We start from the raw sequence: 23,028 nt of genomic DNA, 5'->3' as shown, positions 1-23,028 counted from the left end.
CGGGCCAAGCTTACCCGCATTCGGACATGCACGTCGGCGCCGTGCGCAGCGGTCGCCGTCCGCAAATTTCAGGGCGCCGGCATGGGCGCCTGCACAGGACGCCTGCACAGGACGCCTGCACTGAAACGCGCGGTATGCTCGCGTTTGGGCACGCGCCCGGGCATGAGTCGCTGGACCATGCCGCAAAACCACATGCAGGGGATTGCAATGAGCTGGGAATCGTTTGAACACGGTTGGCGCCTTGCGCCGGCCGACGCGCCCGCGCGGGCGCTCGTCGTGCTGCTGCATGGCGTGGGCAGCAACGCGCAGGATCTCGTGCCGCTCGCCGACGCATGGCGCGGCTCGCTGCCGCAGGACGTGGCGTGGGCATCGCTCGACGGCAGCGAGCCGTTCGACGGAGGTTTCGGCGGGCGCCAGTGGTTCAGCCTGCGCGACATCGACGAGACCCGTCGCGGTGAGCGTGTCGCCGCCGCCTGGCCTGCACTCGAACGCATGTTGCGCGCCGAACTCGCGCATTGGGGGCTGCAGGGTTTCGGTCAGCTTGCACTCGTAGGCTTTTCGCAAGGGTCCATCATGTCGCTCTATCACGCTGCAACGCACGATGAGGGCGCCATGGCCGTCGTGGCCTACTCCGGGCGGCTCGCCGTGCCGATCACCGCGCACAGCCGCACGCCGCTCACGCTCGTGCACGGTGTGGAGGACGGCGTCATTCCCATCGCGGAGCTCGAACGGGCGGCCAACGCGTTCAGCGACGCCGGCTTCGCCGTGGGTGCCTATGCGTTGCCGGGCGTCGGCCACACCATTTCGTCGCAGGGCGCCGTGCTGGGTCGCGACGCATTGGCGCGCGCCTTTTCGGCCCTTTAGCAAAGGGCGGTGCGCATGGAGACTCGCTCCATGGCCCTCGCCGAAATACGCGGAAACATTCCGGGATGCCAAATTATTCTGGCGCGGCTAAAGTTTGCGGCGGCATGCGCCGTTAACGGTTCCAATAGGCCGTCATGGCCAGCAGGAACCGTCCGGCGCGTGAGGTAGCGCGGCGTTCGCCACCGCGCGGCGCGCCAGGGCGGCGACGATTCCGATCGCCCGGGCGGGGCGGTCGACGACACGAGCCGAGCCCACTCATGGCCAGAACAACGCCGCACCCCTCCTTCCTGAAACGGTTGTTCCGCCACGACGTGGCCGTGGATCTCGGCACGGCGAACACGCTCATCTACACGCACGACGAGGGCGTCGTGCTCAATCAGCCGTCGGTGGTGTGCTTCCAGAAACACGCCGCGCCGGGCGAAGCCCGCGTGGCGGCTGTCGGCAGCGAGGCGAAGCAACTGCTCGGCCGAACCCCCGGCAACCTCGAAACGGTACGGCCCATGCGCCACGGCGTGATTGCCGATTTCTCCGCGGCCGAGCACATGATCCGTCAGTTCGTGGACATGGCCCAGCAGCGCCGGCTGTTCGGGCGGCGCGCGTCGTTCACCATCTGCGTGCCCGCGGGCGCGACGCATGTAGAGCGCCGGGCGATTCGCGAGGCGGCTGTGGCCGCTGGAGCGGGGCGGGTGAACCTGATCGGCGAATCGCTGGCTTCCGCGGTGGGCGCCGGCCTGCCGGTGTCGTCCGCCACGGGTTCGATGGTCGTGGACATTGGCGGCGGCACGACCGAGGTGGGCGTCGTGGCGCTGGGCGGCCTTGCCTACAGCGGCTCGATTCGCGTGGGCGGCGACCAGTTCGACCAGGCGATCGTGAGCTACGTGCGCAACCTGTTCGGCGTGCTGCTCGGCGAGCCCACGGCGGAGCACGTGAAGAAGACCATCGGTTCGGCGATGCGCGACGTGCCGCGGCAACGCATGAACGCGACCGGCCGCAGCCTCGACGACGGCCTGCCGCGCACCGTTGAACTCAGCAATCACGATGTGGCCGACGCAATCGTGTCGCCGCTCAAGCAGGTGATCGGCGCGGTGAAAGACGCACTCGAAAACGCGCCGCCCGAACTGGTCACCGACATCGCGAGCACGGGCATCGTGCTCACGGGCGGCGGCGCGCTGCTCGCGAACCTGGACCGGTGCCTTGCGGCGGAACTCGGCGTGGCGGTGCGCATCGCCGACGAGCCGCTGACCTGCGCCGTGCGCGGTGCAGGCGCGGCCGGGCAGGTGCTGGACGAGTACGCGTTCGAATAAGCGCTACAGGCGCGAGCAGCCGGCACGCCCGCACGGTATGAGGAAAGCCGCGTCGCACGCGCAAAGCGTTGCCGTGGGACAATCCGCCGTTCCTTCATTGTCTCTGCGCCCATTTTCAGCGGATGTTTCGATCCCGCTGCGGCGCGTTCTCTTGTCTGTGAATCAACGTCCCGCTTTTGCTCTGGCTCACTCCGTTCGAGCCGATTCCGCTCGCGCGGCTTTCGTCCCGTCCTTCATTGCGCTCGCCAACGGCTTACGCATGCCCTACGTCGAGGCCGGCAGGGGCGAACTGCTGCTCTTCGTGCACGGTTCGCTGTGCGACTACCGCTACTGGCAACCGCAACTCGATGGCCTTGCCGCCCGCTATCGCTGCGTGGCCGTGAGTCTCACGCATTACTGGCCCGACGCCGACCGGCAGAGCGCCGTGCCCTTCAGCTGGAGCCGCCACGCGGACGAACTTGCGGCGTTCGTGGAGCGCCTCGGTGCTGGCCCCGCGCACGTGGTGGGCCATTCGCGCGGCGGCTGCGTGTCGTTCCATTTCGCACGGCGGCATCCGCAGCACGTACGCACGCTGACGCTCGCGGACCCCGGCGGTCCGTTGCAGATCGAGGGCCGCCCGCCCGCGCAATTGCCGGAAACGGTGAATGCGTTGCGGGCCCGCGCGGCGCAACTGATCGAGGACGGTCACGTCGACGCCGGGCTCCAACTGTTCGTCGATTCGGTGAGCCGCCCGGGCTTCTGGGCCAAAAGCACCACGACGTTCCGCACCATGGCCACCGACAACGCGCACACGCTCGCCCGCCAGTTTCGCGATCCGCTGCCGGCCTATACGCCAGCGGACGCTGCCGACGTGCGTTGCCCCGTCCTGCTGATCGACGGCGAAAAAAGCCCGGACATGTTTCGGCGTACCGCCAGCGCGCTCGACGCGTGGCTGCCCGATGCACGGCGCGAAACAGTGCAGGGCGCGTCACACGGCATGAACCTCGCGCATCCCGCGGCGTTCAATCGCTACGTCGATACGTTCATCGCAGGCGTGAAGGCGAGGGTGCCAGAGCACGGCATGTGAGCGCTGATGCGCGCTTCGTCTTCAAGGCGCAAGACGCTTACAGTCTGCTTGCTTCGAGTATTGCGAGTCCCGAGACGGTTTGTTGTGTTGCACAGCATCAATTTGGCCAGTTCCTCGCCTTAGAATGCGAGGCCAGAGCCGCGACAGGTCGCCGCAACCCGCGCGACGGCACACCGCGTCTTTCATGCCCCGGCAAAAAAGGACTCCGAAGATGAACGAATCGAACACGCACGCCACGCTGCGCTTTTCCGATAGCGACCAGACCATCGAGCTGCCCGTCTACAAGGGCACGTTGGGCCCGGACGTCATCGACATCCGCAAACTGTACGGCCAGACCGGCAAATTCACGTACGACCCGGGCTTCATGTCGACGGCGGCGTGCAATTCGGCGATCACGTACATCGACGGGGACAAGGGCGAACTGCTGTACCGCGGCTACCCGATCGACAACCTCGCGCAAAACGCCGACTTCCTCGAAACCTGCTACCTGCTGCTCAAGGGCGAATTGCCCAACCAGGCCCAGAAGGACGAGTTCGTGAAGACCGTCACGAGCCACACGATGGTCCACGAGCAGATGCATCTCTTTTTCCGCGGCTTCCGTCGCGACGCGCACCCGATGTCGATTCTCGTGGCCGCGGTGGGCGCACTCTCGGCCTTCTACCACGACTCGCTCGACATCAATAACCCGCGTCATCGCGACGTGTCGGCGATCCGCATGATCGCCAAGCTGCCCACGCTGGTGGCGATGGCGTACAAGTACAGCATCGGTCAACCGTTCGTGTATCCGCGCGATGACCTCTCGTACAGCGCGAACTTCATGCGCATGATGTTCTCGAACCCGTGCGAGGAGTACAAGGTCAACGACGTGCTGGTGCGCGCGCTCGACCGCATCCTCATTCTGCACGCGGACCACGAGCAGAACGCATCGACCTCGACGGTGCGTCTCGCGGGCTCGTCGGGCGCGAACCCGTTTGCGTGTATCGCGGCCGGTATCGCGTGTCTCTGGGGCCCGGCACACGGCGGCGCCAACGAAGCGGCGCTCAACATGCTCGAAGAGATCGGCTCGCCGGACAACATTCCCGAATTCATCCGCCAGGTGAAGGACAAGAACTCGGGCGTGAAGCTGATGGGCTTTGGCCACCGCGTCTACAAGAACTACGACCCGCGCGCGAAGCTGATGCGCGAGACGTGCCACGAAGTGCTGGAAGAACTGGGCCTGCACGACGACCCGCTCTTCAAGCTCGCGATGCAGCTCGAAAAGATCGCGCTGGAAGACGAATACTTCGTGTCGCGCAAGCTGTACCCGAACGTGGACTTCTACTCGGGCATCGTGCAGCGCGCGCTGGGCATTCCGACCTCGATGTTCACCTGCATCTTCGCGATGGCACGCACGGTGGGCTGGATCGCGCAGTGGAACGAAATGATCGCCGACCCTGAGCAGAAGATCGGCCGTCCGCGCCAGCTGTTCATCGGCGCCACGCCGCGCGAGGCGAAGCCGATCGCGAAGCGGTAATCGAGGCCGTCACCGCATTGCTCTGAACCAAAATCGCTCCCTCTGCTCGAAGCCTCTACAATCGGCGGCGTGCGTCGGCTAAACGCGGCGCACGCGATGCATTCGGCAGACACGGCACAGGAGCGATGCAATGCAGGATCCAGAAGCACTCGGCGGTGTAACGCACGCAGGGGGCGTGGACCACGCCCCGTCTCCCCAGCACGATGCAGACGGCGCGTTCATCCCGACAGAGGCCGCGCATGTCGCCAGCATGACCCAGCACGTGCTGAAGTCCGGCGACACGTTTATCGTCAACGACTCGCTGGGTGACATCACGGGCCACGACGACGGTCTCTTCGTCAACGACACGCGCGTGCTCTCGTCGCTGAGGCTCACCTTCGGCGGGCGCGCGCCGTCGCTGCTCTCAGGCAGCGTCAGCAACGACAACACGGCGTTCACCGCGCATCTCACCAACCGGCCGCTGCCACCGCTCGGCGGCAGCAGCACCCCCGAAGGCGTAATCCACGTTCAGCGTGTGCGCGTGCTCTCGGGCACCGTGCTCAACGAGGCGATCGAACTCACCAACTACGGCACGAGCGACGCTGTCGTGCCGCTTTCCATCTCGTTCGCGAGCGACTTTCGCGACATGTTCGAAGTGCGCGGCCTGAAACGCGAGAAGCGCGGCAGTATCGAGCCCGCACGCATCGAGAACGACGAAGTGCGGCTCGACTATATCGGGCTCGACCGTGTGGCACGGCGTGTGCGCATCGCGTTTTCGCCCGCGCCCGACAAGCTGTTCGGCGACCGCGCCGATTATTCCGTGCGGCTGCCGGCGCAGGCGTGCGTATCGGTCTATCTGTCGGTTTCGGTGCACGTGGAGGCGCTGCCCGACGCACCGCGCGACACGCCGAGCGCGGGACCGGTGCAGCCCGCGCATCTCGTGAGCGAGGCGCACCTCTCGCAGATCGACGCGGCGCGCCCGCGTGTGGGCCGGGCCGCCGTGCGTGCGGCGATGGTGGATGCCCACCTCGTCATGCGCGAGCGCAGGCGCACGACGGCGCGCGTGCGTTCCAGCAATCCGCTCTTCAACGGGTGGATCGAGCGTTCGCTTGCCGACCTGGGTCTCCTCACGACCGATCTGGCAAGCGGTCCGTATCCGTACGCGGGCATTCCGTGGTTCTCCACTCCGTTTGGCCGCGATGCCGTCATCACGGCGCTGCAGAGCCTCTGGATGCAGCCGGCGCTTGCGCGCGGCGTGTTGCGCTTTCAGGCCGAGCACCAGGCGCGCGAGAACTCGCCGTTCCGTGACGCAGCGGTCGGCAAGATCATCCATGAGATGCGCAAGAGCGAGATGGCGGCCACGGGCGAAGTGCCGTTCGCGCAGTACTACGGCGGTGTGGACACCACGCCGCTCTTCATCGTGCTGGCGGGCGCCTACGCGGCACGCACCCACGACCTCGCGCTCATCGACGAACTGTGGCCCGCGCTGGAACGCGCCGCGAACTGGGTGGCCGGCGTATGCGATCGCAATCGTTTCGGGCTGCTCGATTATCAGCGCGAGTCCGAAGGGGGCCTTGCGAACCAGGGCTGGAAGGACAGCCACGATTCGGTCTTCCACGCGGACGGCCGCTTTCCCGAAGGCCCAATCGCGCTCGTCGAGGTGCAGGCCTACGCGGCTGCGGCATTCGACACGATGGCGCATTTCTCGGCCCTGCGCGGCCTCGGTAAGGACGCCGCCGCCTGGGCCGCACGCGCCGCGAAGATTCGCGCGTGCGTGGAGGAACGCTACTGGATGCCCGAATCGGGCTTCTACGGCATCGCGCTGGATGGCCACGGCGAACTGTGTCGTGTGCTCGCATCGAATGCCGGGCATTTGCTCGCGTTCGGCTTGCCTGCGCCGGAGCGCGGCAAGCAGGTGGTGGACGCGCTCGACTCCGCGCTGTTCCACACGGGCTGGGGCGTACGCACGCTGGCGGCGGGCCAGCCGCGCTTCAATCCGATGGCGTATCACAACGGGTCCGTGTGGCCGCACGACAACGCGCTCTGTGCGCGCGGTCTCGTGCGCTACGGCGGCAAGGCCGTGGCCGTGCGGCTGCTGCAGGCGCTGTTCGAAGCGGCCGTGACCTTCGACATGCGTCTGCCCGAGCTTTTCTGTGGCTTCCCGCGCCGCCGCGGCGAACCGCCTACGGCTTATCCCGTCGCGTGTCTGCCGCAGGCGTGGGCGGCCGGCTCGCCGTTCATGATGCTTGAAGCGTGCCTCGGCATCACGATCGACGCCGCGAGCCGCGAGGTGCGCATCGAGCAGCCCATGCTGCCCGAGGGCATCGACTGGATCGAAGTCGGCGACCTGCAGGTGGGCGAGGGCTCGGTCTCCATCGTGTTCCGGCGTATGGACGGCAAGGTCGTGGCATCGGCGGACAAGGGCGACGTGAAGGTTGTCGCGGTGCTGTAGGGGCACGTTCGCATTCCGGTGAACGTGGGCGGCGCAACTCAAGGCCGCTCACGCACGGAGTCTTGCATGTCGCCCGATGCCCCGGTGATACCATTCGTTGCCGCCGCCACTTCGCTGTCGCCGCATGCCCGATACCTTCGACCAGCTCGCCGTTCTGATTCGTGCCCGCTTTGCCGGGCTGAGCCCGCAATTCCAGACGGGCGCGGCGTTTCTGCTCGATCATCCCGACGAAGTGGCCGTGCTCTCGATGCGCAAGGTGGCCGATCGCGCCCAGGTGCAGCCGGCGTCGCTCGTGCGGCTTGCGCAGCAACTCGGCTTTCCCGGCTGGAACGAAATGCGCGAACTCTTCGTGGCGCGCGTGCGCACGCGGCCCGAGCCGCTCACGAATCGCGCCCGCTCGCTCGTTGCGGGCAACGCCAAACAGTCGCTCGCACACGATCTGCTCGTCGCGCAGCAGCACAATCTCGATGTAACGGCCGCGCAGAACGAACGCACCTTGATCGAGGCCGCGCGCATTTTGCGTCGCGCGCGCCACGTGCACGTGGCCGGTTACCGGTCGTGCTATGCGGTGGCCTTCGGGCTCGTTTATGGCTACCGGTTTTTCCGTTCGTCCGTTTCGTTGCTCACAGGCGAAGCGGGCACGCTCGACATGCAGCTGCGAGCCATCGATCGCGACAGCGCGACGGTTGTGATCAGCTTCGCGCCGTATTCGGTGGAAGCGGTGCGCGTGGCCGAAACCGCGCTCGAAAAGGGCAGCAAGCTGGTTGCGATTACCGACAGCGCGGTGTCGCCCATCGCACTCAACGCCGACAAGTTGCTGATCTTCTCGCATGAGAGCCCGTCGTTCTTCCCGTCGCTCGTCGCGGCCACCGCGATTGCCGAGTCGCTCGTGGCGCATCTGCTCGCGCTGGAAGGCGCGGGTGCTGTCGAGCAGCTCGAGCAGGCGGAGCGTTCGTTGCACGCGAAAGGCGACTACGTGCCCTGACAGGCGGCGTTTCGACGTTCCGTCCCGCTTGCTTCGTCCTTCACGCTTCGTCTCTTCATAAGCACTTTCCTGCGGCTTTGCGCGCGCGGTATGGCCGCATCCGGGCGCTGTTCTTGCTCCCTGGTTCGCAGATTCGGTCGTGTTTGAGCGTACGCGCGTTTGCCTGTGTTGCCGCTTCGATCTCATTTGACAACAAATGTTGTGATACAGTGCGGCAATGCAACGGAGGAGCCGCATGTCTACCGTCTTTCACCGCATGCCGAAGCAGCCGCTGCCCGTCGCCGTAGCCGGCGAGGGTATCGAGATCATCGATTCGACGGGCAAGCGCTATATCGATGCAAGCGGCGGCGCGGCCGTTTCATGCCTCGGCCATAGCCATCCGCGTGTGATCGAGGCGATTGCGCAGCAGGCGCGGCAACTGCCTTATGCGCATACCTCGTTCTTCACGAACGAAGCTGCCGAGGCGCTTGCTGACCGGCTTGCCGCCGCCGCGCCGCAAGGGCTTCGCCATGTGTATTTCGTTTCGGGCGGCTCCGAGGCCATCGAAGCCGCGCTCAAGCTCGCGCGCCAGTACTTCGTGGAACGCGGCGAGCCGGCGCGCCGCCACTTCATTGCGCGGCGTCAGAGCTATCACGGCAACACGCTGGGCGCGCTTGCGATTGGGGGCAACGCCTGGCGGCGCGAGCCGTTCCTGCCGCTACTGATCGAGTCCCACCATGTGAGCCCGTGCTTCGCGTACCGAGAGCGGCGCGACGGAGAAACCGACGACGCCTACGCACAGCGTCTTGCCGACGAACTCGAGCAGAAGATCCTCGAACTCGGTCCCGACACGGTGGCGGCCTTCGTCGCCGAAACAGTGGTGGGCGCCACAGCGGGTGCCGTGCCGCCGGTGCGCGACTATTTCCGGAAGATCCGCGCCGTCTGTGACCGCTACGGTGTGCTGCTGATTCTCGACGAGATCATGTGCGGCATGGGCCGCACCGGCCATCTGTTCGCGTGCGAGGAGGACGGCGTCACGCCGGACCTGCTCACCATCGCGAAGGGGCTGGGCGCGGGTTATCAGCCGATCGGCGCGACGCTCGTGAGCGAGCGCATCTACGAAACCATCGTGGGCGGTACCGGCTATTTTCAGCACGGCCACACCTACATCGGTCATGCCACCGCCTGCGCGGCGGCACTGGAAGTGCAGCGCGTAGTCGCGGAGGATCGCCTGCTCGACAACGTGCAGGCGAGGGGAGAGCAACTGCGCGGCCGCTTGCTCGAACGTTACGCGCGGCATCCGTATGTCGGCGACGTGCGGGGCCGCGGGCTCTTCGTGGGTGTCGAACTGGTGCACGATCGTGCATCGAAAGCGCCGTTCGATCCTGCACTCAAACTGCATGCCGCGATCAAGCGCGAGGCATTTTCGCGCGGTCTGATGGTGTATCCCATGGGCGGCACGGTGGATGGCAGGTTCGGCGACCATGTGCTGCTGGCGCCGCCGTTCATCTGCACGGCCACTGACATCGACACGATCGTCGAACGCCTCGCCGAAGCGATCGAAGCCGCGTTGCGAAAGAGCGGCGTCGCGACCGGAACTTGCTGAACGGCAGTGCATGATGCTGCGAGCGGCTGTCTGCGCGGCTCTCTATCTGCGGTATGTCTGCGGTATGTTGCCGGCATGTTGTGCCGATATGCGGCCGCGTGATTCAGGCGAAGCGAACCTTTTCAGTCAAGGCACTGCCATTCATGAGCGAACGTCTTCCCCCATTCGATCTCTCGCACGCAACGCCCGCGCAGCGCGCCGTGCTCGACGAGATCCTCTCCGGCCCGCGCGGCAATCTCAACGGCCCGTTTCTCGGCTGGATCCACAGCCCGGCACTGGCTCAGCACGCACAGCGCCTCGGCGCCTTTTGCCGTTATCAGACGGGGCTGCCGCTGCGGCTTTCCGAACTCGCGATTCTCGTGACGGCGGCACGCTGGCGTGCACAGGCCGAGTGGCACATCCACTATCCGATCGCGCTCGAAGCCGGGGTGCCGCCGGCGCTCGCCGAGGCACTGCGCCAGGGCAACCCCCCCGAATTCGACGATCCCGACGATGCATTAATCCACGCCTTCGCGTCGGAACTCTACGACATGAAGCGCGTTTCCGATGCCACCTACGCGAAGGCCGTGGCCCGCTTCGGCCATGAAGTGGTGATCAACCTGGTCGGCCTGCTTGGCTACTACGCGCTGGTCGCGATGACGCTGAACGTCTTCGAGATGCGCGCCCAGGGGCAGGACACGTTGCCGTTCGAAGAATAGTGCAGGTTCACGGCGGGGCCGGACCGACCGGAAAGATTCTGCAGCGGGCGCCGAAAACACAGCATCGGGAAGAACCGCCTATGATGAAGTCCGGTTCGCGCCCACGCTCGCCGGCGTGTGTGCCTGCGATCGATGCCTGCGCCACTCCCCCAGGGCGCGACCGTTGCGGCGGGCATCGCTTGCGCGAGACGGGCCCCGCCGGCGCGGCACACACTGGAGAGTGCGATGAAGCGCAAGGCATCGGCAGTCTGGCAAGGCGGCCTGCAGGACGGCAAGGGCTCCATTTCCACCGATAGCGGCGTCCTCGAGGACACCCAGTATTCGTTTTCGACGCGCTTCGAAAACGGCATCGGCACCAATCCCGAGGAACTGATTGCGGCAGCGCACGCCGGCTGCTTTTCGATGGCGTTGTCCGCCGAACTCGGCAAGGCCGGCATCAAGCCGGAGCGCATCGGGACCACCGCGACCGTCACGCTCGACAAGGCGGGGGCAGGCTTCGCCATTACCGCCGTGCACCTCGACGTGACCGTGAAGATTCCGGGCGGCGACAAGGCTGCATTCGACAAGGCCACGGCCGATGCAAAGGCGGGGTGCCCGGTCTCGAAAGTGCTGAACGCCACCATCACGATGGACGCGAAACTGGAAAGTTGAGCGAGCCCATCGGGCAGAACGTGCGCTCCGCGGTTCCGCCCCACTTTCCGCCCCATTTGCCGCCTCATTGCTACCTCATTTGCCGCCGTATCGCCACTGCATTGCCACCATCGCGGCCATGCAGCCGTGCAGCCGTTGCGTAACCGCAGGCGCGCCGGCGGCGCTCTCTCTGACACTCACTTTACAAGGACAACAACCATCATGACGACCGAAGCAACCCGACCTTCGGGAGAGGGGGCCGCAGGTGGTGCCACTGGCCCGTTGGCCCATGACCCCATCAGCCAGGCGGAAACCCAGGCGGAAACCCAGGCGGCAAAGGCCCGGCGCTTGCGCGCCTTGCACGAAGCGCCGGGCGCATTCGTGATTCCTAACCCCTGGGACATCGGCTCGGCGCGGCTGCTGGCCGCGACAGGCTTCAAGGCGCTCGCCACCAGCAGCGCCGGCTATGCGTTCTCGCGCGGCGTGCCCGACAGCGCGGTGGGCCGCGAACAAATGCTCGTGCACCTCGCAGAAATCGCCGCGGCCACCGACCTGCCCGTGAGCGCCGATCTCGAGAACGGTTTCGGCGACGCGCCCGAAACTGCGGCGCAGACCATACGCCTCGCCGCCGGGGCGGGTGTGGTGGGCGGCTCGATCGAAGACGCCACCGGCCGTGCCGACGATCCCATCTATCCGTTCGAACTGGCCGTGGAGCGTGTGCGTGCGGCCGTGAAGGCGGCACGTGCATTGCCGTTTCCGTTCACCTTGACCGCGCGCGCCGAAAATCACCTGCACGGCCGCGACGACCTGCGCGACACGATTCGCCGCCTTCAGGCTTACGAGGAGGCCGGCGCCGACGTGCTCTACGCGCCAGGCCTGCGCTCGCGCGAGGACATTGCGGCCGTGGTGAGCGCGCTTACGCGGCCCGTCAACGTGTTGATGGGATTGCAGGGCGCCGTGCTGAGCGTCGCCGAACTGGAGGCGCTGGGGGTGAAACGGATCAGCGTGGGCGGGTCGCTCGCGCGCGCCGCATACGGGGCGTTCCTGCGCGCCGCGCGCGAGATGCACGACCGCGGCACCTTTACCTACGCAGCGGACGCCGTGAGCCACGTCGAAATCAGCGAACTGCTTTCGCGTGCGCCGCGCGAGACGCCGGCGGGCTGAAATACGCCATGCCCCTGCTCACCGGTGAACCGCTCTTTTACAGATAAATGCATAACGATTAAAGAAGTGCCGGAAAAACGTTTTCGATATACGTGAGATATTGTGCAGTGCGCCGTAAATGCCATTGCTGACAAAATCGCCATCATGAAAACAGTATGATTATTTGTTGATTAATGCCGGGTGCGCAGCCAGCGTGCGCACTTCGGCATGTTTTACGGACGTTCGTTCGAGAATACGTAAGACCTGCCGCCGCAAGGCCCGCTGCGGCGCCATGTCGCGCGGGGCGGCGCGCGGCTTGGCGCGTTTTTGCCCGCACCCAGGATTTCCCCAGGTATATTCATCTGCCTGTAAATCGAATTTATAAAAATCGCTTGCAGACGGTTATTGGCATTGTTAATCTTGGCTGGCCTTTTAACGCTTCGTGCCAGTCGGCGCGAAGAAAAGCGAAAAAGGCGCAAGGCAATTCGCCATGCCACCCCGCCACGGGCTTCAAGTCACGGTTTTCCATTGGGGATCCTCATGTCCAGCGCAACCCTGATCGACATGCAGCAGGAGCAGAACATCGGCATCGGTGACGTCGTCGCGCTCAGATCGGGCGGGCCGCGCATGACGGTGACCTACGTGGGACCGGTGGGATTTGCGAACGGGGACTGGCTCGTGTGCCAATGGTTCGACGAGCAGGGCGAGCTGCGGCAGGACATGTTTGCGCAGGACCGTGTGCGGCTCGAGCCGCGGTCCATTCCGCCCGGCTCGGTGCAGATGCATCAGTATTTCGGCATCGCCACCGTCGGGCGCATCTGACATACGTGGCGAGGCAGCGCGGCGGCCGACGAACCGTCGCGCGCTGTCTTGCGCTGTCTCGTGCCAACGCCTCAGCCGTCGCGCCCGCTCTAGACCGCCTTCGCCATTTCAGTGGTCTGCGACCAACCCAGCCGTTCATACAGTGGCCGCCCCATGTCGGTAGCGTGCAGCACCGCATAGTGAAGACCGCGCGCGCTGAAGGCGTTGTCGGCCCACTTCATCAACGCGTGCGCCAGTCCGCGCTGCCGGTACGCCGGTTCCACATAGACGTTCAGCACGTAACCGCGCCGGTCCTGGTCCGGATGCAGCGGGTGGGGCGGCCACGCTATTTCCATCAGGCCGATCCCGGCAACGGGCCGCTCGCCGTCCATCGCCACGAACCCGAAGTACGAACCGTCGTTGAGACGCGGGGCGAGCCACGCGCGAAACGCCGGCGTCATGCGCGCGAGGTCCTCGGGGTCTTTGCCTGCCTCGAGGAACATCGCGTGCCGGTGATGGCACACGAGGTCGAGGTCGTCCGGTGTGAGCGGGCGGATGGGCAACGCAGCCGCGTCTACAGCCGCGTCCCGCGTCATTTCTGCGCTTCCGTTGCCATGCGGGCGGCGAGGCCGATCAACACCGTGCCCATCAGCCAGCGCTGAAGCGCGAGCCACGCCGGCCGGCCGGCCAGGAACGCGGCGATCGAACCGGCCGTCATGGCCACGATTCCGTTCACCGAAATGCTAAGCGCAATCTGCACGGCCCCGAGTGCGAGCGACTGCTCGAGCACGCTGCCGTGCACGGGATCGATGAACTGCGGTAGCAGCGAGAGATAGAGCACCGCGATTTTCGGGTTCAGCAGGTTGGTGACGAAGCCCATCGCGAAGAGCTTGCGCGAGCTGTCCGCGGGCAGCTCGCGCACCTGAAACGGCGAACGGCCGCCCGGACGCAAGGCCTGCCACGCAAGCCACAGCAGATACAGCGCGCCGCCGAAGCGCAGCGCATCGTAGGCGAACGGCACGGCGAGCAGCAGCGCGGTGATGCCGAACGCGGCGCACAACATATAGAACACGAAGCCGAGCGCCACGCCGCCGAGCGAAATCAGCCCTGCCGTGCGCCCCTGGCAGATGGAGCGCGAGATCAGGTAGACCATGTTGGGTCCGGGCGTGAGCGCCATGCCGAGGGCGACGGCGGCGAAAGCGAGCAGGTGGGTGGTTTGCGGCACTGCGGGCTCCTGTCGGGTGAGGTGGTGAGGGGCGGGTTCCGCGGAGGGCGCCCGCACTTCATCGCGGGCGGACGTGAGATGCATTCGGGTGCTGATTATTTCATGCACCCGCGAAGTGCACCCGAGAAGCGCACCCGAGAAGCGCGCTCGACATGCACTGGCCGTTCGCTATTTCTGCGCCCGGTCGCGTGCAGCGGTGCGCCTCACACGTGTACTGACCCGCTCGGCGAGTGCACGCGAAAACCGCCCCATGCTGAGCAGACGCCGTTTCTCCGTTACGTCCACAGCGACATTTTCCGGCGGGTTCGGCTGCAGCGACCAGTAGAGCGCGAGCAACCAGCCGAATACGGTCCAGCCCATCACAGCGTTGAAGAGGGCGATCGTGAGCACGTCGCGGCGCTTGCGCCGGTCCGCAAGAATCGACGGCAGGAAGTAGAGGGTCAGCGCGGCGAACACCTCGACCGCCTGAACGAGCAGATTGTTTCCCATAGCCCTCCCTTTGAATGGTGCAGGGCAGTGCACCCTGAATGTGCCGATTTTCGCGTGAACGGGATGTCGGTGCCCCGTGCCGTCAGGCCCGCCTCGCCTACGCGCGCGGTTCCGCGCGTGCGCGGCGCGAACCACGTCGCCAGACGGATCGGTCTATCATGGGCGTTTTCATTTGCAGGGTCAGCCCATCATGATCTCCGACACGAAAGAAGCCCATCAGGTGAATCACGACACGCTGCGCGAATTCGTCGAGCGTAAGTGGAACGACGAGATCGTGCCGGCGCTGACCGACTACATCGCGGTGCCCGCGAAGAGCCCCGCGTTCGATCCCGACTGGGCGCGCCACGGCTACATCGAGCGCGTGGTGGCCGACGCCGCGCAATGGGCCGAAAAGCAGCCGGTGCGCGGCCTCACGCTCGAAATCGTGCGTCTGCCGGGCCGCACGCCGGTGATCTTCTTCGAAACGCCCGCCACGCGCTCGGGCAGCACCGACACCATCGTGCTCTACGGCCACCTCGACAAGCAGCCGGAGTTTTCGGGCTGGCGCAACGACCTGGGGCCGTGGACGCCCAAGCTCGAAGACGGCAAGCTCTACGGCCGCGGCGGCGCCGACGACGGCTACGCCATCTACGCGAGCATCACAGCGCTGGCCGCGCTCGACGCCCAGGGTATCGAACGGCCGCGCTGCGTGGGCTTGATCGAGACCTGCGAGGAGTCGGGCAGCTACGACCTGCTGCCTTATGTGGACGCGCTGCGCGAGCGGCTCGGCAACGTCGGCCTCGTGGTGTGCCTCGATTCGGGCGCGGGCAACTACGACCAGCTGTGGCTCACCACGTCGCTGCGCGGGCTCGTCGCGGGCGACCTCGAAGTGCAGGTGCTCGACGAAGGCATTCACTCGGGCGGCTATGGTGGCATCGCGCCGTCGAGCTTCCGCGTCATGCGGCAGCTCTTCGAACGGCTCGAAGACGCGGCCACGGGCAACCTGCTGCCCGAAGGCTTTCACTGCCCGATTCCGCCGCAGCGGCTGCACGAGGCCGAGGCCACCGCGAAGATTCTCGGCGACAGCGTCTGGAAGAGCGTGCCCTGGGCGTGCGGACAGGACGGCCGGCCGGTGCTGCCCACCACCACCGATCCGCAGCAGGCGCTGCTGAACTCGACGTGGCGTCCGTCGCTTTCGGTGACCGGCGCGGCGGGCTTGCCGTCGCTTGCCGACGCGGGCAACGTGCTGCGTCCGCGCACGGCGTTCAAGCTTTCGCTGCGCCTGCCGCCACTCGTGGATGCGGCTACGGCCGTGGCGCAGCTGAAGTCGCTGCTCGAACTCGATCCGCCCTACAACGCGAAGGTCACGTTCAAGCCCGACGCGGGCGCGGCCACCGGCTGGAGCGCGCCGGACCTCGCGCCGTGGCTGTCGTCTGCACTCAACGACGCCTCGCGCGAGCACTATGGTGCAGATTGCGCCTACATCGGCCAGGGCGGCACGATTCCACTCATGAACGTGCTGAAGGCGGGCTTCCCGAACTCGCAGTTCATGGTGTGCGGCGTGCTGGGACCGAAATCGAATGCACATGGCCCGAACGAATTCCTGCATGTGCCGTACGCGAAGAAGCTCACGGCTACCGTGGCCGAAGTGATCGCGGCCGCGCCGTGACGTCTTTCCGGCGCGTCGTGCCCGCGAGGGGCGCCGCGCCGGCTTCTCATCTTTCCACTGCATTTGCCACCCAGGAGCGACTCCGTCCATGAACGACGCCACCCGCACGACTGCCGCTGCCTCGCCACGCATCCTGCCCGACCGGCTGCACGCCTATGTGCGCGCCATCTGGGAGCATGCCGGGAGTGCCGCGCAGGAAGCGCGGCTGGTGGCCGACCATCTCGTGGCCGCCAATCTGGCGGGCCATGATTCGCACGGCGTGGGCATGATTCCGCGCTATGTGGCGTCGCTGCGCGAGGGCGAACTGAAGCTGAACCTGCACGCCCAGGTGGTGCGCGATGTGGGCGCGGTGCTGACCATCGACGGCGGCCGCGGCTTCGGCCAGGTGGTGGCCGCCGAGGCCATGGAGCGCGGCATCGAGCGCGCCGCGAAGCTGGGCGTCTGTGCGGTGGGGCTGCGCAACGCGCATCACATCGGGCGTATCGGGCATTGGGCGGAGCAGTGCGCCCAGGCCGGGCTCGTCTCGTTCCACTTCGCCAATGTGGCGGGCGACCCGCTCGTCGCGCCGTTCGGCGGCATCGACCGGCGCATCGGCACGAATCCGTTTTGCGCCGCCTTTCCGCGCACGGGCAAGCCGCCGCTCGTGCTCGATTTCGCGACGAGCGCAATTGCCTACGGCAAGACGCGCGTGGCCTACAACCAGGGCAAGCGCGTGTCGGGCGGTGCGCTGATCGATCACGCGGGGCGGCCCACCGTCGAACCGAAGGTGATGCACGAGGCGCCGTTCGGCGCGCTCATGCCGACGGGGGGAGAAGCCAGCGGCCACAAGGGCTACGGGCTCGCGGCGATGTGCGAGATTTTCGGCGGGGCGCTTTCGGGCGGCTACACCACGCATGCCGACACGCTGGAAAAAACGAGCGCGATCGTGAACTGCATGCTGTCGGTGATCGTGGACCCGAACGCGTTCGACGCCGGCAATGCCGAAGCCGAAGCCGAGGCGTTCATCGAGTGGGTCAAGGCGTCGCCGCGCGCCGAGGGCGTGGAGCGCATCTACGCGCCGGGCGAGCCGGAGCGCGAGATGCGCGCGCAACGCGAAGCGCACGGCGTGCCCGTGGATCCCGCGACGTGGGAGCAGATCCACGACGCCGCGATAGCGGCCGGCATGCCCGCCGACGAGGCACGCCGCTGGGCGGCCGGCGTGGATTGAATACGCGGCGGCGCAACGGCCTGCCGACGTGGGGCAAGGTGAGGGCGCCGGCTTCCTGCGCTGCCGCATCACGTTCCTTGCTCTTCGTGCAAGCAGGCCACGCGCAATTCGCGGGCGCAGCGAAATTCAATATGCGGCAAGCATAAATCCCGTTCTCTTTCAATGAGCTTTACGGCGAAAAAGGCGCGCAAAAAATAATTAAAGCCCTTTCGCCCGCTTACCAATATCTCTCTATTGCGTTTCATACGATCGCATCGCTTTTTGCGCGTGAGATGAACCTCCGTGCAAGGCGGCCGATCGCCCGCCTCCCGGCACCAGGAAAGGCGCGCCGTACAACAGCGGCCGCCCTGGCTTTTGTGCGCCAGCGCTCATGACCGATCAGGGTTTCTACTCGATTATGTGACGTAACCATCCTCTTCGAATGGACGCCTGTTTTAGGCTCGTATTGCTTTACCCCCATGAAATCACCTAAACAGGACCGATCAAAATGAGCCTCCAAAATCACCACGCTTGCCGCCCGTTCGTCGATGCCGGCCATCTTTCCCAGCTCTGTGCCTACTACGAAGAAGGGCGCAACGTCATGTGGATGATGCTGCGTTCGCAGCCTCGTCCGTGCTTCAACCTCGAACTCGTTCACGACATCCTGGCGCTCGCCCGCGCCGCCCGGCAGTCCGGACTCCCCATCGATTTCTGGGTCACGGGCTCGCTCGTGCCGTCCATGTTCAACGTGGGCGGCGATCTCGACTTTTTCTCCGAGGCCATTCGCGCGGGCAGACGCGAGGAGATGATGGCCTACGCGCGCGCCTGCGTGGACTGCGTGCACGCGGCCTCGCGCGGGTTCGACACGGGCGCGGTATCGATCGCGATGGTGGAAGGCACGGCGCTGGGCGGCGGCTTCGAAGCCGCGCTCGCGCATCATTTCTTGCTCGCGCAGAACGACGCGCGACTCGGCTTTCCCGAGATCGCCTTCAACCTGTTCCCGGGCATGGGCGGCTATTCACTCGTGGCGCGGCGCGCCGGCATGCGGCTCGCCGAAGAGCTGATCGGCGGCGGCGAATCGCACACGGCCGAATGGTATGCGTCGCGCGGCCTCGTGGATCAGCTGTTCGAACCGGGCGAGGCCTACACGGCGACGCGCACCTTCATCGATACGCTGCGGCCCAAGCTGAACGGCATTCGCGCGATGATCCGCGCGCGCCAGCGCGTGCTGCAGCTTTCGCGCGCGGAGCTGATGGAGATCACCGAAGACTGGGTGGACGCCGCGTTTTCGATCGAGGAAAAGGACCTCGCGTTCATGGAACGGCTCGTCACGCTGCAGAACCGGCGCACGTCCGCGACGCGGATGCAGATGGCGCAAGCGGTCTGAGCGGCGTTCTTCCTGTTTCGTGTTTATTTCGTGTTCGTTTCGCGTTTGCCTTGGACGAGCGGCTTTGCGGGCGGCGTTACGTGACGCCGCCCGTAACAGCCGCGATGTTCTGCGCCACATGACGCGCGCGTGGTGACCGCTGACTGCGCGCCATGGCTGCGACTGGCGGCCTCACGCCTTGATCCCGCAAGCCCGTTGCCCCGCCGACGTGCCCACCGATTGATATGGCACGCATTCTGCTGAGAGAGGCCGCCTTCTCAACCGCAGTACTCACTCGAAAGGTCGGCGACATGAAAAAGAGCTTCACGCTTGCGGCTGCCGCGCTGGGCGCAATGGCGGCTTTTGCAATGGCACAAAGCAGTGTGGCGATAGCGGAGACAACGACAGCAGGCTTGCCGGTAGGGGCAATCAGCGGCAACGGTGGTGCCGCCAGTGATGGCAATAACGTGACGGTCGGCGGCGCGGGCGGCGCGAGCATCGGCTCGGGCGGCGGCACCGTGAACGCGAGCCTCACGCTGCCGATGGGCGGCGCGAGCATCGGTCTGCCGGGCGGCGCGCTGCCCGGCGGAAGCGATCCGCTTGCGCCTGTGACGGGGGCGTTGGGCTCGTTGCCGAATCCAGCGAGTGGCGGCAATCCGCTGGCGCCGATTACGAATGTCCTCGGCTCACTGCCGAATCCCACGAGCGGCGGTAACCCGCTCGCGCCGATTACGAGCGTGTTGGGTTCGTTGCCGAACCCAGCGAGTGGCGGCAATCCGCTGGCGCCGATCACGAATGTCCTCGGCTCACTGCCGAATCCCACGAGCGGCGGTAACCCGCTCGCGCCGATCACGAACGTGCTGGGCTCGTTGCCGAATCCAGCAAGCGGTGGCAACCCGCTGGCGCCCATCACGAACGTCCTCGGCTCACTGCCGAATCCCACGAGCGGCGGTAACCCGCTGGCGCCGATCACGAACGTGCTGGGCTCGTTGCCGAACCCCACAAGCGGCGGCAATCCGCTCGCCCCCCTCACCAACGCCCTCGGCGGCGTCACCAACGGCGGCAGCCCGATCGCGCCGATCACGAGCATTCTCAGTTCGCTGCCGAACCCGGCGAGCGGCGGCAATCCGCTCGCGCCTCTCACGACCGCCCTCGGCGCGCTGACGAACGCCGTGCCCGCGCCGGGCAGCGGCGGCGCGTCCATCGCGCCGCTCGCCACGGCGCTCAACACGGTGGCGGGTTCGAGCGCCAACGCAGCCGTTGCCGGGGCGGGTGCGCTCGGCGCGGGCTTCGGAGCAGGGGGAAGCGCACTCGGCGGCGCGATTGCCGCGACGGGCAACGCCATCGGCGTGGGCGCGAACGCGACAGGTGCTGCGGTGGCGTCCGGCGCCAATGCGCTCGGGGCGTCGGCGGGTCCGTCCACGGCGAGTCTGCTTGCACCGGTCACGGGGCTCGTGGCCTCCGTGACGAACACGGCGTCTCATGCGGGCGGGGGCACCGTGAGTCCGCTCAGCCCCGCGACGAGCCTGCTCAGTTCGCTCAACGGAGCTTTGCCGAAGTGATGAAGTAACAGCACCTTCGGCGCGGACACGCACGCCGGGCACGTCCGTGCCCGGCGTTTCGCTGTTCCAGACGCTGTCGCCGAGAGTCGTCCCGTGCCGCCTCAGGCGATCAACCTCGGCCGCTGCCTTTCCCGCAGCCACGCCTCGAAATCCGCGGCCGGCATGGCGTGCGCGTAGAGATAGCCCTGCACGTAGTCGACACCCAGGTCCTGCATGAACAGCTCTTCCGCCACGGTCTCGATGCCCTCGGCCACGACCTTGAGGTTCAGTTCCTGTGCGACGGCCACCATGGACCGAACCAGTGCCTGCGATTTCGGCTTCTCATGAATCGCATGCACGAAACTGCGGTCGAGCTTGATGACGTCGAGCGGAATGCGGCCGAGCTGCGAAAGCGACGAGTAGCCGGTACCGAAGTCATCGAGGTGCACTTGTGCACCCAACTGCCGGAACTGCTGGATGCGTTCCAGTGCAGCCGCTTCATCTTCGATCAGGCAGCTTTCCGTCAACTCGATGTCGATGAGGCAGGGGTCGAGCTTCGCCTGTTCGAGCGCCTCGCGGAAGTGCCGCACCACGTCGGTATCGGCAAGCTGCCGCGGCGACACGTTGATGGCCACGCGAAGGTTCAGGCCGCGCTCCTTCCAGATCGCGGCCTGGTCCGCGGCCGTGCGCATGACCCACTGACCCAGCGCGCCGATCAGACCGGACTCCTCGGCATAACGGATGAACTCGCCCGGCATGATCTGGCCGCGCTCGGGTGAATTCCAGCGCACGAGCGCTTCCACGCTCTGCACGGTGCCGCTCGCGAGGGTGATCTTCGGCTGATAGCAGAGCGTGAGCTGCCCTTCGTCGAGTCCGCGTCGCAGGTTGGTATCGAGCCACATGTACTCGGCAACCTTGCGGTTCATCTCGGGCGAAAACACGCGCCAGGTGCGTTTGCCTTCATCTTTTGCCACGTACATGGCCGTGTCGGCGCAGCGCACCATCGTTTCCAGCGTGCCCGCGTGATCGGGGCACAGGGCAATGCCGATCGAACAGCCGGTGTAGACCTCGACGAGCCCCAGGCTGAACGGCACCCGCAGACGCTCCAGGATGCGCTGCGCCGTGGCCTCGAGCGCGGCCCGGGTCGTGGGCGCGGCCAGCACGATGAATTCGTCGCCGCCCAGCCGGGCGAGGGTATCGCCCGGATCGAGGCAGGCGCGTATCGCGTCGGACACGTCTTTCAACAGCCTGTCGCCGAACAGGTGGCCGTAGTGGTCGTTGACCCGCTTGAAGTTGTCGAGGTCGAGAAACAGAATGCCGACGGCCTCGTCCGCGGACCGGTCGGCAATCGCCGCGCGAATCTTGTCGTGAATCGCGTTGCGGTTCGGCAGGCCCGTGAGCGAATCGGTGTTGGCGAGTTCGGTGAGCCGCGTCTGCGCACGACGCTCTTCGGTAATGTCCGTGCCCGAGCAGATCAGGTATTGCTCGTTCACGCCGCTGCCGCTTTGCACGAACTTGTTGCGAAAGAGGAAGAGTCGGTCGCCATGAACGGTCTTCACCCACCGTTCCACTTCATACGAGACGCCGCGATTGAAAAAGCCCGAGATGTTCTGGCTCGACGCCGCGCCCGCTTCCTCGGACATGAAGAGCGCCCACACGTTGCGGCCCACCACGTCCTCTTCCTTCATGCCGGTGAGTTCTTCGGCAAGGCGGTTGAAGCGCTGGATGCGCCCCGCGCGGTCGACGATCACGACTACCGAATTCACCTCGGAGACCACTTGCTCCGCAAACGAGAGCCCGTGCACGAGGTCGCGCGCCACGGACTCGGTATCCGCCCATTCCGACGCGGTGCCGGCCCACGCGTTCGGGCCCAGCTTGCGGCCTACCAGATGCATCCGCACGGGCTCGCCGAAGAGCCGCAGCTCGAGTGTGAGGTGAGAGGTGACGCCGGTGAGCTGGCGGATCTGCGCCGCCTGATGCCCCGAGAGCGCAATGGCGACGTCGGCGGGCCCAGGCCCGGTTTCGGGCGTGAGCTCCAGCGCGTTGCTGTCGCCCGAGAGCCGCCAGCAAGGGCTCGTCGTGCCGAAGCGGGCGTACAGCAATGAGTCGGATTGGTCGTCGTTCATAAGTCCCCGTCGCGGAAATCCAGATGACCTGCGTCGAAACAGCGTTGAAGTGCGAGTTGCGGTGCGGGTGCGCGGATAACGCCGAGCTTGCGTCGACTGCTTCGATTGTAGCGAAGCGCGCGCTTGTTATGGCCCCGCCGTGGTATCGGCATCCATTTCGCATGCCTGAAGGGCGCTGGGCCCTTATTTCATGCGGTTTTCTTGCCATAAGCAATACGCGAACCGCGATCTTCGCGACACGCGAAGTCTGCGGCACGGGGATGACGCAAGTCACAGGAGCGATTTTTGCGGCTGCCTCTTGCTTCTTTTCGCTCCCTCACTCCGCCAATACGACTTGCTTCGCATGGCTGCACATCGTTTCGGACCATCGCGCCGCGGGCGATTGCGGCCCGCGGCGCCCCCGTGCGATGCTCGCGAGGCGAAAAAG

19 protein-coding genes are annotated in these 23,028 nt (G+C 66.1%); 15 read left to right on the top strand and 4 right to left on the bottom strand.

Features of this window, described 5'->3' with window-relative positions:
* Positions 1–207 precede the first annotated feature (207 nt).
* From PKKP23_RS12870 to PKKP23_RS12820, 11 genes are all read left to right on the top strand, one after another.
* Complete coding sequence (locus PKKP23_RS12870) at positions 208–864, top strand: alpha/beta hydrolase (RefSeq protein ID WP_126877252.1); 657 nt, start codon at positions 208–210, stop codon at positions 862–864.
* 257 nt (positions 865–1,121) lie between these two features.
* Positions 1,122–2,168 (top strand): rod shape-determining protein, encoded by a 1,047-nt coding sequence (gene mreB, locus PKKP23_RS12865; protein ID WP_026121626.1) that lies wholly within the window; start codon positions 1,122–1,124, stop codon positions 2,166–2,168.
* 259 nt (positions 2,169–2,427) lie between these two features.
* On the top strand, positions 2,428–3,234 hold the full coding sequence (locus tag PKKP23_RS12860) for an alpha/beta fold hydrolase (protein WP_126877170.1): 807 nt from the start codon (positions 2,428–2,430) through the stop codon (positions 3,232–3,234).
* A 211-nt stretch (positions 3,235–3,445) separates the two neighbouring features.
* A complete protein-coding gene (gene gltA / locus PKKP23_RS12855; RefSeq protein ID WP_017775623.1) occupies positions 3,446–4,747 on the top strand; it encodes a citrate synthase in 1,302 nt (433 codons plus the stop codon).
* Between the two features lie 130 nt (positions 4,748–4,877).
* On the top strand, positions 4,878–7,178 hold the full coding sequence (locus PKKP23_RS12850) for an amylo-alpha-1,6-glucosidase (RefSeq protein WP_017775624.1): 2,301 nt from the start codon (positions 4,878–4,880) through the stop codon (positions 7,176–7,178).
* 124 nt (positions 7,179–7,302) lie between these two features.
* Positions 7,303–8,163, top strand: coding sequence for a MurR/RpiR family transcriptional regulator (locus tag PKKP23_RS12845; protein WP_017775625.1), 861 nt, complete (start codon positions 7,303–7,305; stop codon positions 8,161–8,163).
* A 235-nt stretch (positions 8,164–8,398) separates the two neighbouring features.
* The gene (locus PKKP23_RS12840; RefSeq protein ID WP_126877169.1) at positions 8,399–9,748 is read left to right on the top strand and encodes an aspartate aminotransferase family protein; all 1,350 of its coding nucleotides are present in this window, start codon (positions 8,399–8,401) and stop codon (positions 9,746–9,748) included.
* Positions 9,749–9,891: 143 nt separating this feature from the next.
* Complete coding sequence (locus PKKP23_RS12835; RefSeq protein ID WP_126877168.1) at positions 9,892–10,446, top strand: carboxymuconolactone decarboxylase family protein; 555 nt, start codon at positions 9,892–9,894, stop codon at positions 10,444–10,446.
* 225 nt (positions 10,447–10,671) lie between these two features.
* Positions 10,672–11,097 carry an OsmC family protein gene (locus PKKP23_RS12830; RefSeq protein ID WP_017775628.1) on the top strand — a complete coding sequence of 142 codons (426 nt, stop codon included), beginning with the start codon at positions 10,672–10,674 and terminating at the stop codon, positions 11,095–11,097.
* 201 nt (positions 11,098–11,298) lie between these two features.
* Complete coding sequence (locus PKKP23_RS12825; RefSeq protein WP_240658975.1) at positions 11,299–12,240, top strand: isocitrate lyase/PEP mutase family protein; 942 nt, start codon at positions 11,299–11,301, stop codon at positions 12,238–12,240.
* A gap of 519 nt (positions 12,241–12,759) precedes the next feature.
* The gene (locus PKKP23_RS12820; protein WP_126877167.1) at positions 12,760–13,041 is read left to right on the top strand and encodes a YodC family protein; all 282 of its coding nucleotides are present in this window, start codon (positions 12,760–12,762) and stop codon (positions 13,039–13,041) included.
* 89 nt (positions 13,042–13,130) lie between these two features.
* Here the strand turns inward: PKKP23_RS12820 and PKKP23_RS12815 are convergent, their stop codons facing one another.
* From PKKP23_RS12815 to PKKP23_RS12805, 3 genes are all read right to left on the bottom strand, one after another.
* Positions 13,131–13,616 (bottom strand): GNAT family N-acetyltransferase, encoded by a 486-nt coding sequence (locus PKKP23_RS12815; RefSeq protein WP_126877166.1) that lies wholly within the window; start codon positions 13,614–13,616, stop codon positions 13,131–13,133.
* The gene (locus PKKP23_RS12810; protein WP_126877165.1) at positions 13,613–14,245 is read right to left on the bottom strand and encodes a LysE family translocator; all 633 of its coding nucleotides are present in this window, start codon (positions 14,243–14,245) and stop codon (positions 13,613–13,615) included. The genes PKKP23_RS12815 and PKKP23_RS12810 overlap by 4 nt, the downstream gene beginning before the upstream one ends.
* Positions 14,246–14,413: 168 nt before the next feature.
* Positions 14,414–14,734 (bottom strand): superinfection immunity protein, encoded by a 321-nt coding sequence (locus PKKP23_RS12805; RefSeq protein ID WP_017775633.1) that lies wholly within the window; start codon positions 14,732–14,734, stop codon positions 14,414–14,416.
* A 190-nt stretch (positions 14,735–14,924) separates the two neighbouring features.
* On the opposite strand from PKKP23_RS12805, the gene PKKP23_RS12800 reads away from it, so the two are divergent.
* From PKKP23_RS12800 to PKKP23_RS12785, 4 genes are all read left to right on the top strand, one after another.
* Positions 14,925–16,382 carry a M20 family metallopeptidase gene (locus PKKP23_RS12800; protein WP_126877164.1) on the top strand — a complete coding sequence of 486 codons (1,458 nt, stop codon included), beginning with the start codon at positions 14,925–14,927 and terminating at the stop codon, positions 16,380–16,382.
* Positions 16,383–16,470: 88 nt separating this feature from the next.
* Entirely contained in the window at positions 16,471–17,589 is a 1,119-nt protein-coding gene (locus tag PKKP23_RS12795) for a malate/lactate/ureidoglycolate dehydrogenase (protein ID WP_126877163.1), read from the top strand.
* 487 nt (positions 17,590–18,076) lie between these two features.
* On the top strand, positions 18,077–18,955 hold the full coding sequence (locus tag PKKP23_RS12790) for a crotonase/enoyl-CoA hydratase family protein (protein ID WP_017775636.1): 879 nt from the start codon (positions 18,077–18,079) through the stop codon (positions 18,953–18,955).
* 290 nt (positions 18,956–19,245) lie between these two features.
* Entirely contained in the window at positions 19,246–20,496 is a 1,251-nt protein-coding gene (locus PKKP23_RS12785; protein ID WP_126877162.1) for an NEL-type E3 ubiquitin ligase domain-containing protein, read from the top strand.
* Positions 20,497–20,597: 101 nt separating this feature from the next.
* On the opposite strand, the gene pdeR is transcribed toward PKKP23_RS12785, so the two are convergent.
* On the bottom strand, positions 20,598–22,601 hold the full coding sequence (pdeR, locus tag PKKP23_RS12780; protein WP_126877161.1) for a cyclic di-GMP phosphodiesterase: 2,004 nt from the start codon (positions 22,599–22,601) through the stop codon (positions 20,598–20,600).
* Positions 22,602–23,028: the final 427 nt, after the last annotated feature.

The organism is Paraburkholderia kururiensis JCM 10599 = LMG 19447 (genome assembly GCF_003986935.1).
Classification (GTDB): domain Bacteria; phylum Pseudomonadota; class Gammaproteobacteria; order Burkholderiales; family Burkholderiaceae; genus Paraburkholderia; species Paraburkholderia kururiensis.
This window is presented reverse-complemented; position numbering and strand designations above follow the sequence as displayed.

Excerpts from the sequence above, each read along its gene's own strand:
- PKKP23_RS12870 (WP_126877252.1), top strand. The coding sequence starts at position 208 with ATGAGCTGGGAATCGTTTGAACACGGTTGGCGCCTTGCGCCGGCCGAC.
- mreB (WP_026121626.1), top strand. The coding sequence starts at position 1,122 with ATGGCCAGAACAACGCCGCACCCCTCCTTCCTGAAACGGTTGTTCCGC.
- PKKP23_RS12860 (WP_126877170.1), top strand. The coding sequence starts at position 2,428 with ATGCCCTACGTCGAGGCCGGCAGGGGCGAACTGCTGCTCTTCGTGCAC.
- gltA (WP_017775623.1), top strand. The coding sequence starts at position 3,446 with ATGAACGAATCGAACACGCACGCCACGCTGCGCTTTTCCGATAGCGAC.
- PKKP23_RS12850 (WP_017775624.1), top strand. The coding sequence starts at position 4,878 with ATGCAGGATCCAGAAGCACTCGGCGGTGTAACGCACGCAGGGGGCGTG.
- PKKP23_RS12845 (WP_017775625.1), top strand. The coding sequence starts at position 7,303 with ATGCCCGATACCTTCGACCAGCTCGCCGTTCTGATTCGTGCCCGCTTT.
- PKKP23_RS12840 (WP_126877169.1), top strand. The coding sequence starts at position 8,399 with ATGTCTACCGTCTTTCACCGCATGCCGAAGCAGCCGCTGCCCGTCGCC.
- PKKP23_RS12835 (WP_126877168.1), top strand. The coding sequence starts at position 9,892 with ATGAGCGAACGTCTTCCCCCATTCGATCTCTCGCACGCAACGCCCGCG.
- PKKP23_RS12830 (WP_017775628.1), top strand. The coding sequence starts at position 10,672 with ATGAAGCGCAAGGCATCGGCAGTCTGGCAAGGCGGCCTGCAGGACGGC.
- PKKP23_RS12825 (WP_240658975.1), top strand. The coding sequence starts at position 11,299 with ATGACGACCGAAGCAACCCGACCTTCGGGAGAGGGGGCCGCAGGTGGT.
- PKKP23_RS12820 (WP_126877167.1), top strand. The coding sequence starts at position 12,760 with ATGTCCAGCGCAACCCTGATCGACATGCAGCAGGAGCAGAACATCGGC.
- PKKP23_RS12815 (WP_126877166.1), bottom strand. The coding sequence starts at position 13,616 with ATGACGCGGGACGCGGCTGTAGACGCGGCTGCGTTGCCCATCCGCCCG.
- PKKP23_RS12805 (WP_017775633.1), bottom strand. The coding sequence starts at position 14,734 with ATGGGAAACAATCTGCTCGTTCAGGCGGTCGAGGTGTTCGCCGCGCTG.
- PKKP23_RS12800 (WP_126877164.1), top strand. The coding sequence starts at position 14,925 with ATGATCTCCGACACGAAAGAAGCCCATCAGGTGAATCACGACACGCTG.
- PKKP23_RS12795 (WP_126877163.1), top strand. The coding sequence starts at position 16,471 with ATGAACGACGCCACCCGCACGACTGCCGCTGCCTCGCCACGCATCCTG.
- PKKP23_RS12790 (WP_017775636.1), top strand. The coding sequence starts at position 18,077 with ATGAGCCTCCAAAATCACCACGCTTGCCGCCCGTTCGTCGATGCCGGC.
- PKKP23_RS12785 (WP_126877162.1), top strand. The coding sequence starts at position 19,246 with ATGAAAAAGAGCTTCACGCTTGCGGCTGCCGCGCTGGGCGCAATGGCG.
- pdeR (WP_126877161.1), bottom strand. The coding sequence starts at position 22,601 with ATGAACGACGACCAATCCGACTCATTGCTGTACGCCCGCTTCGGCACG.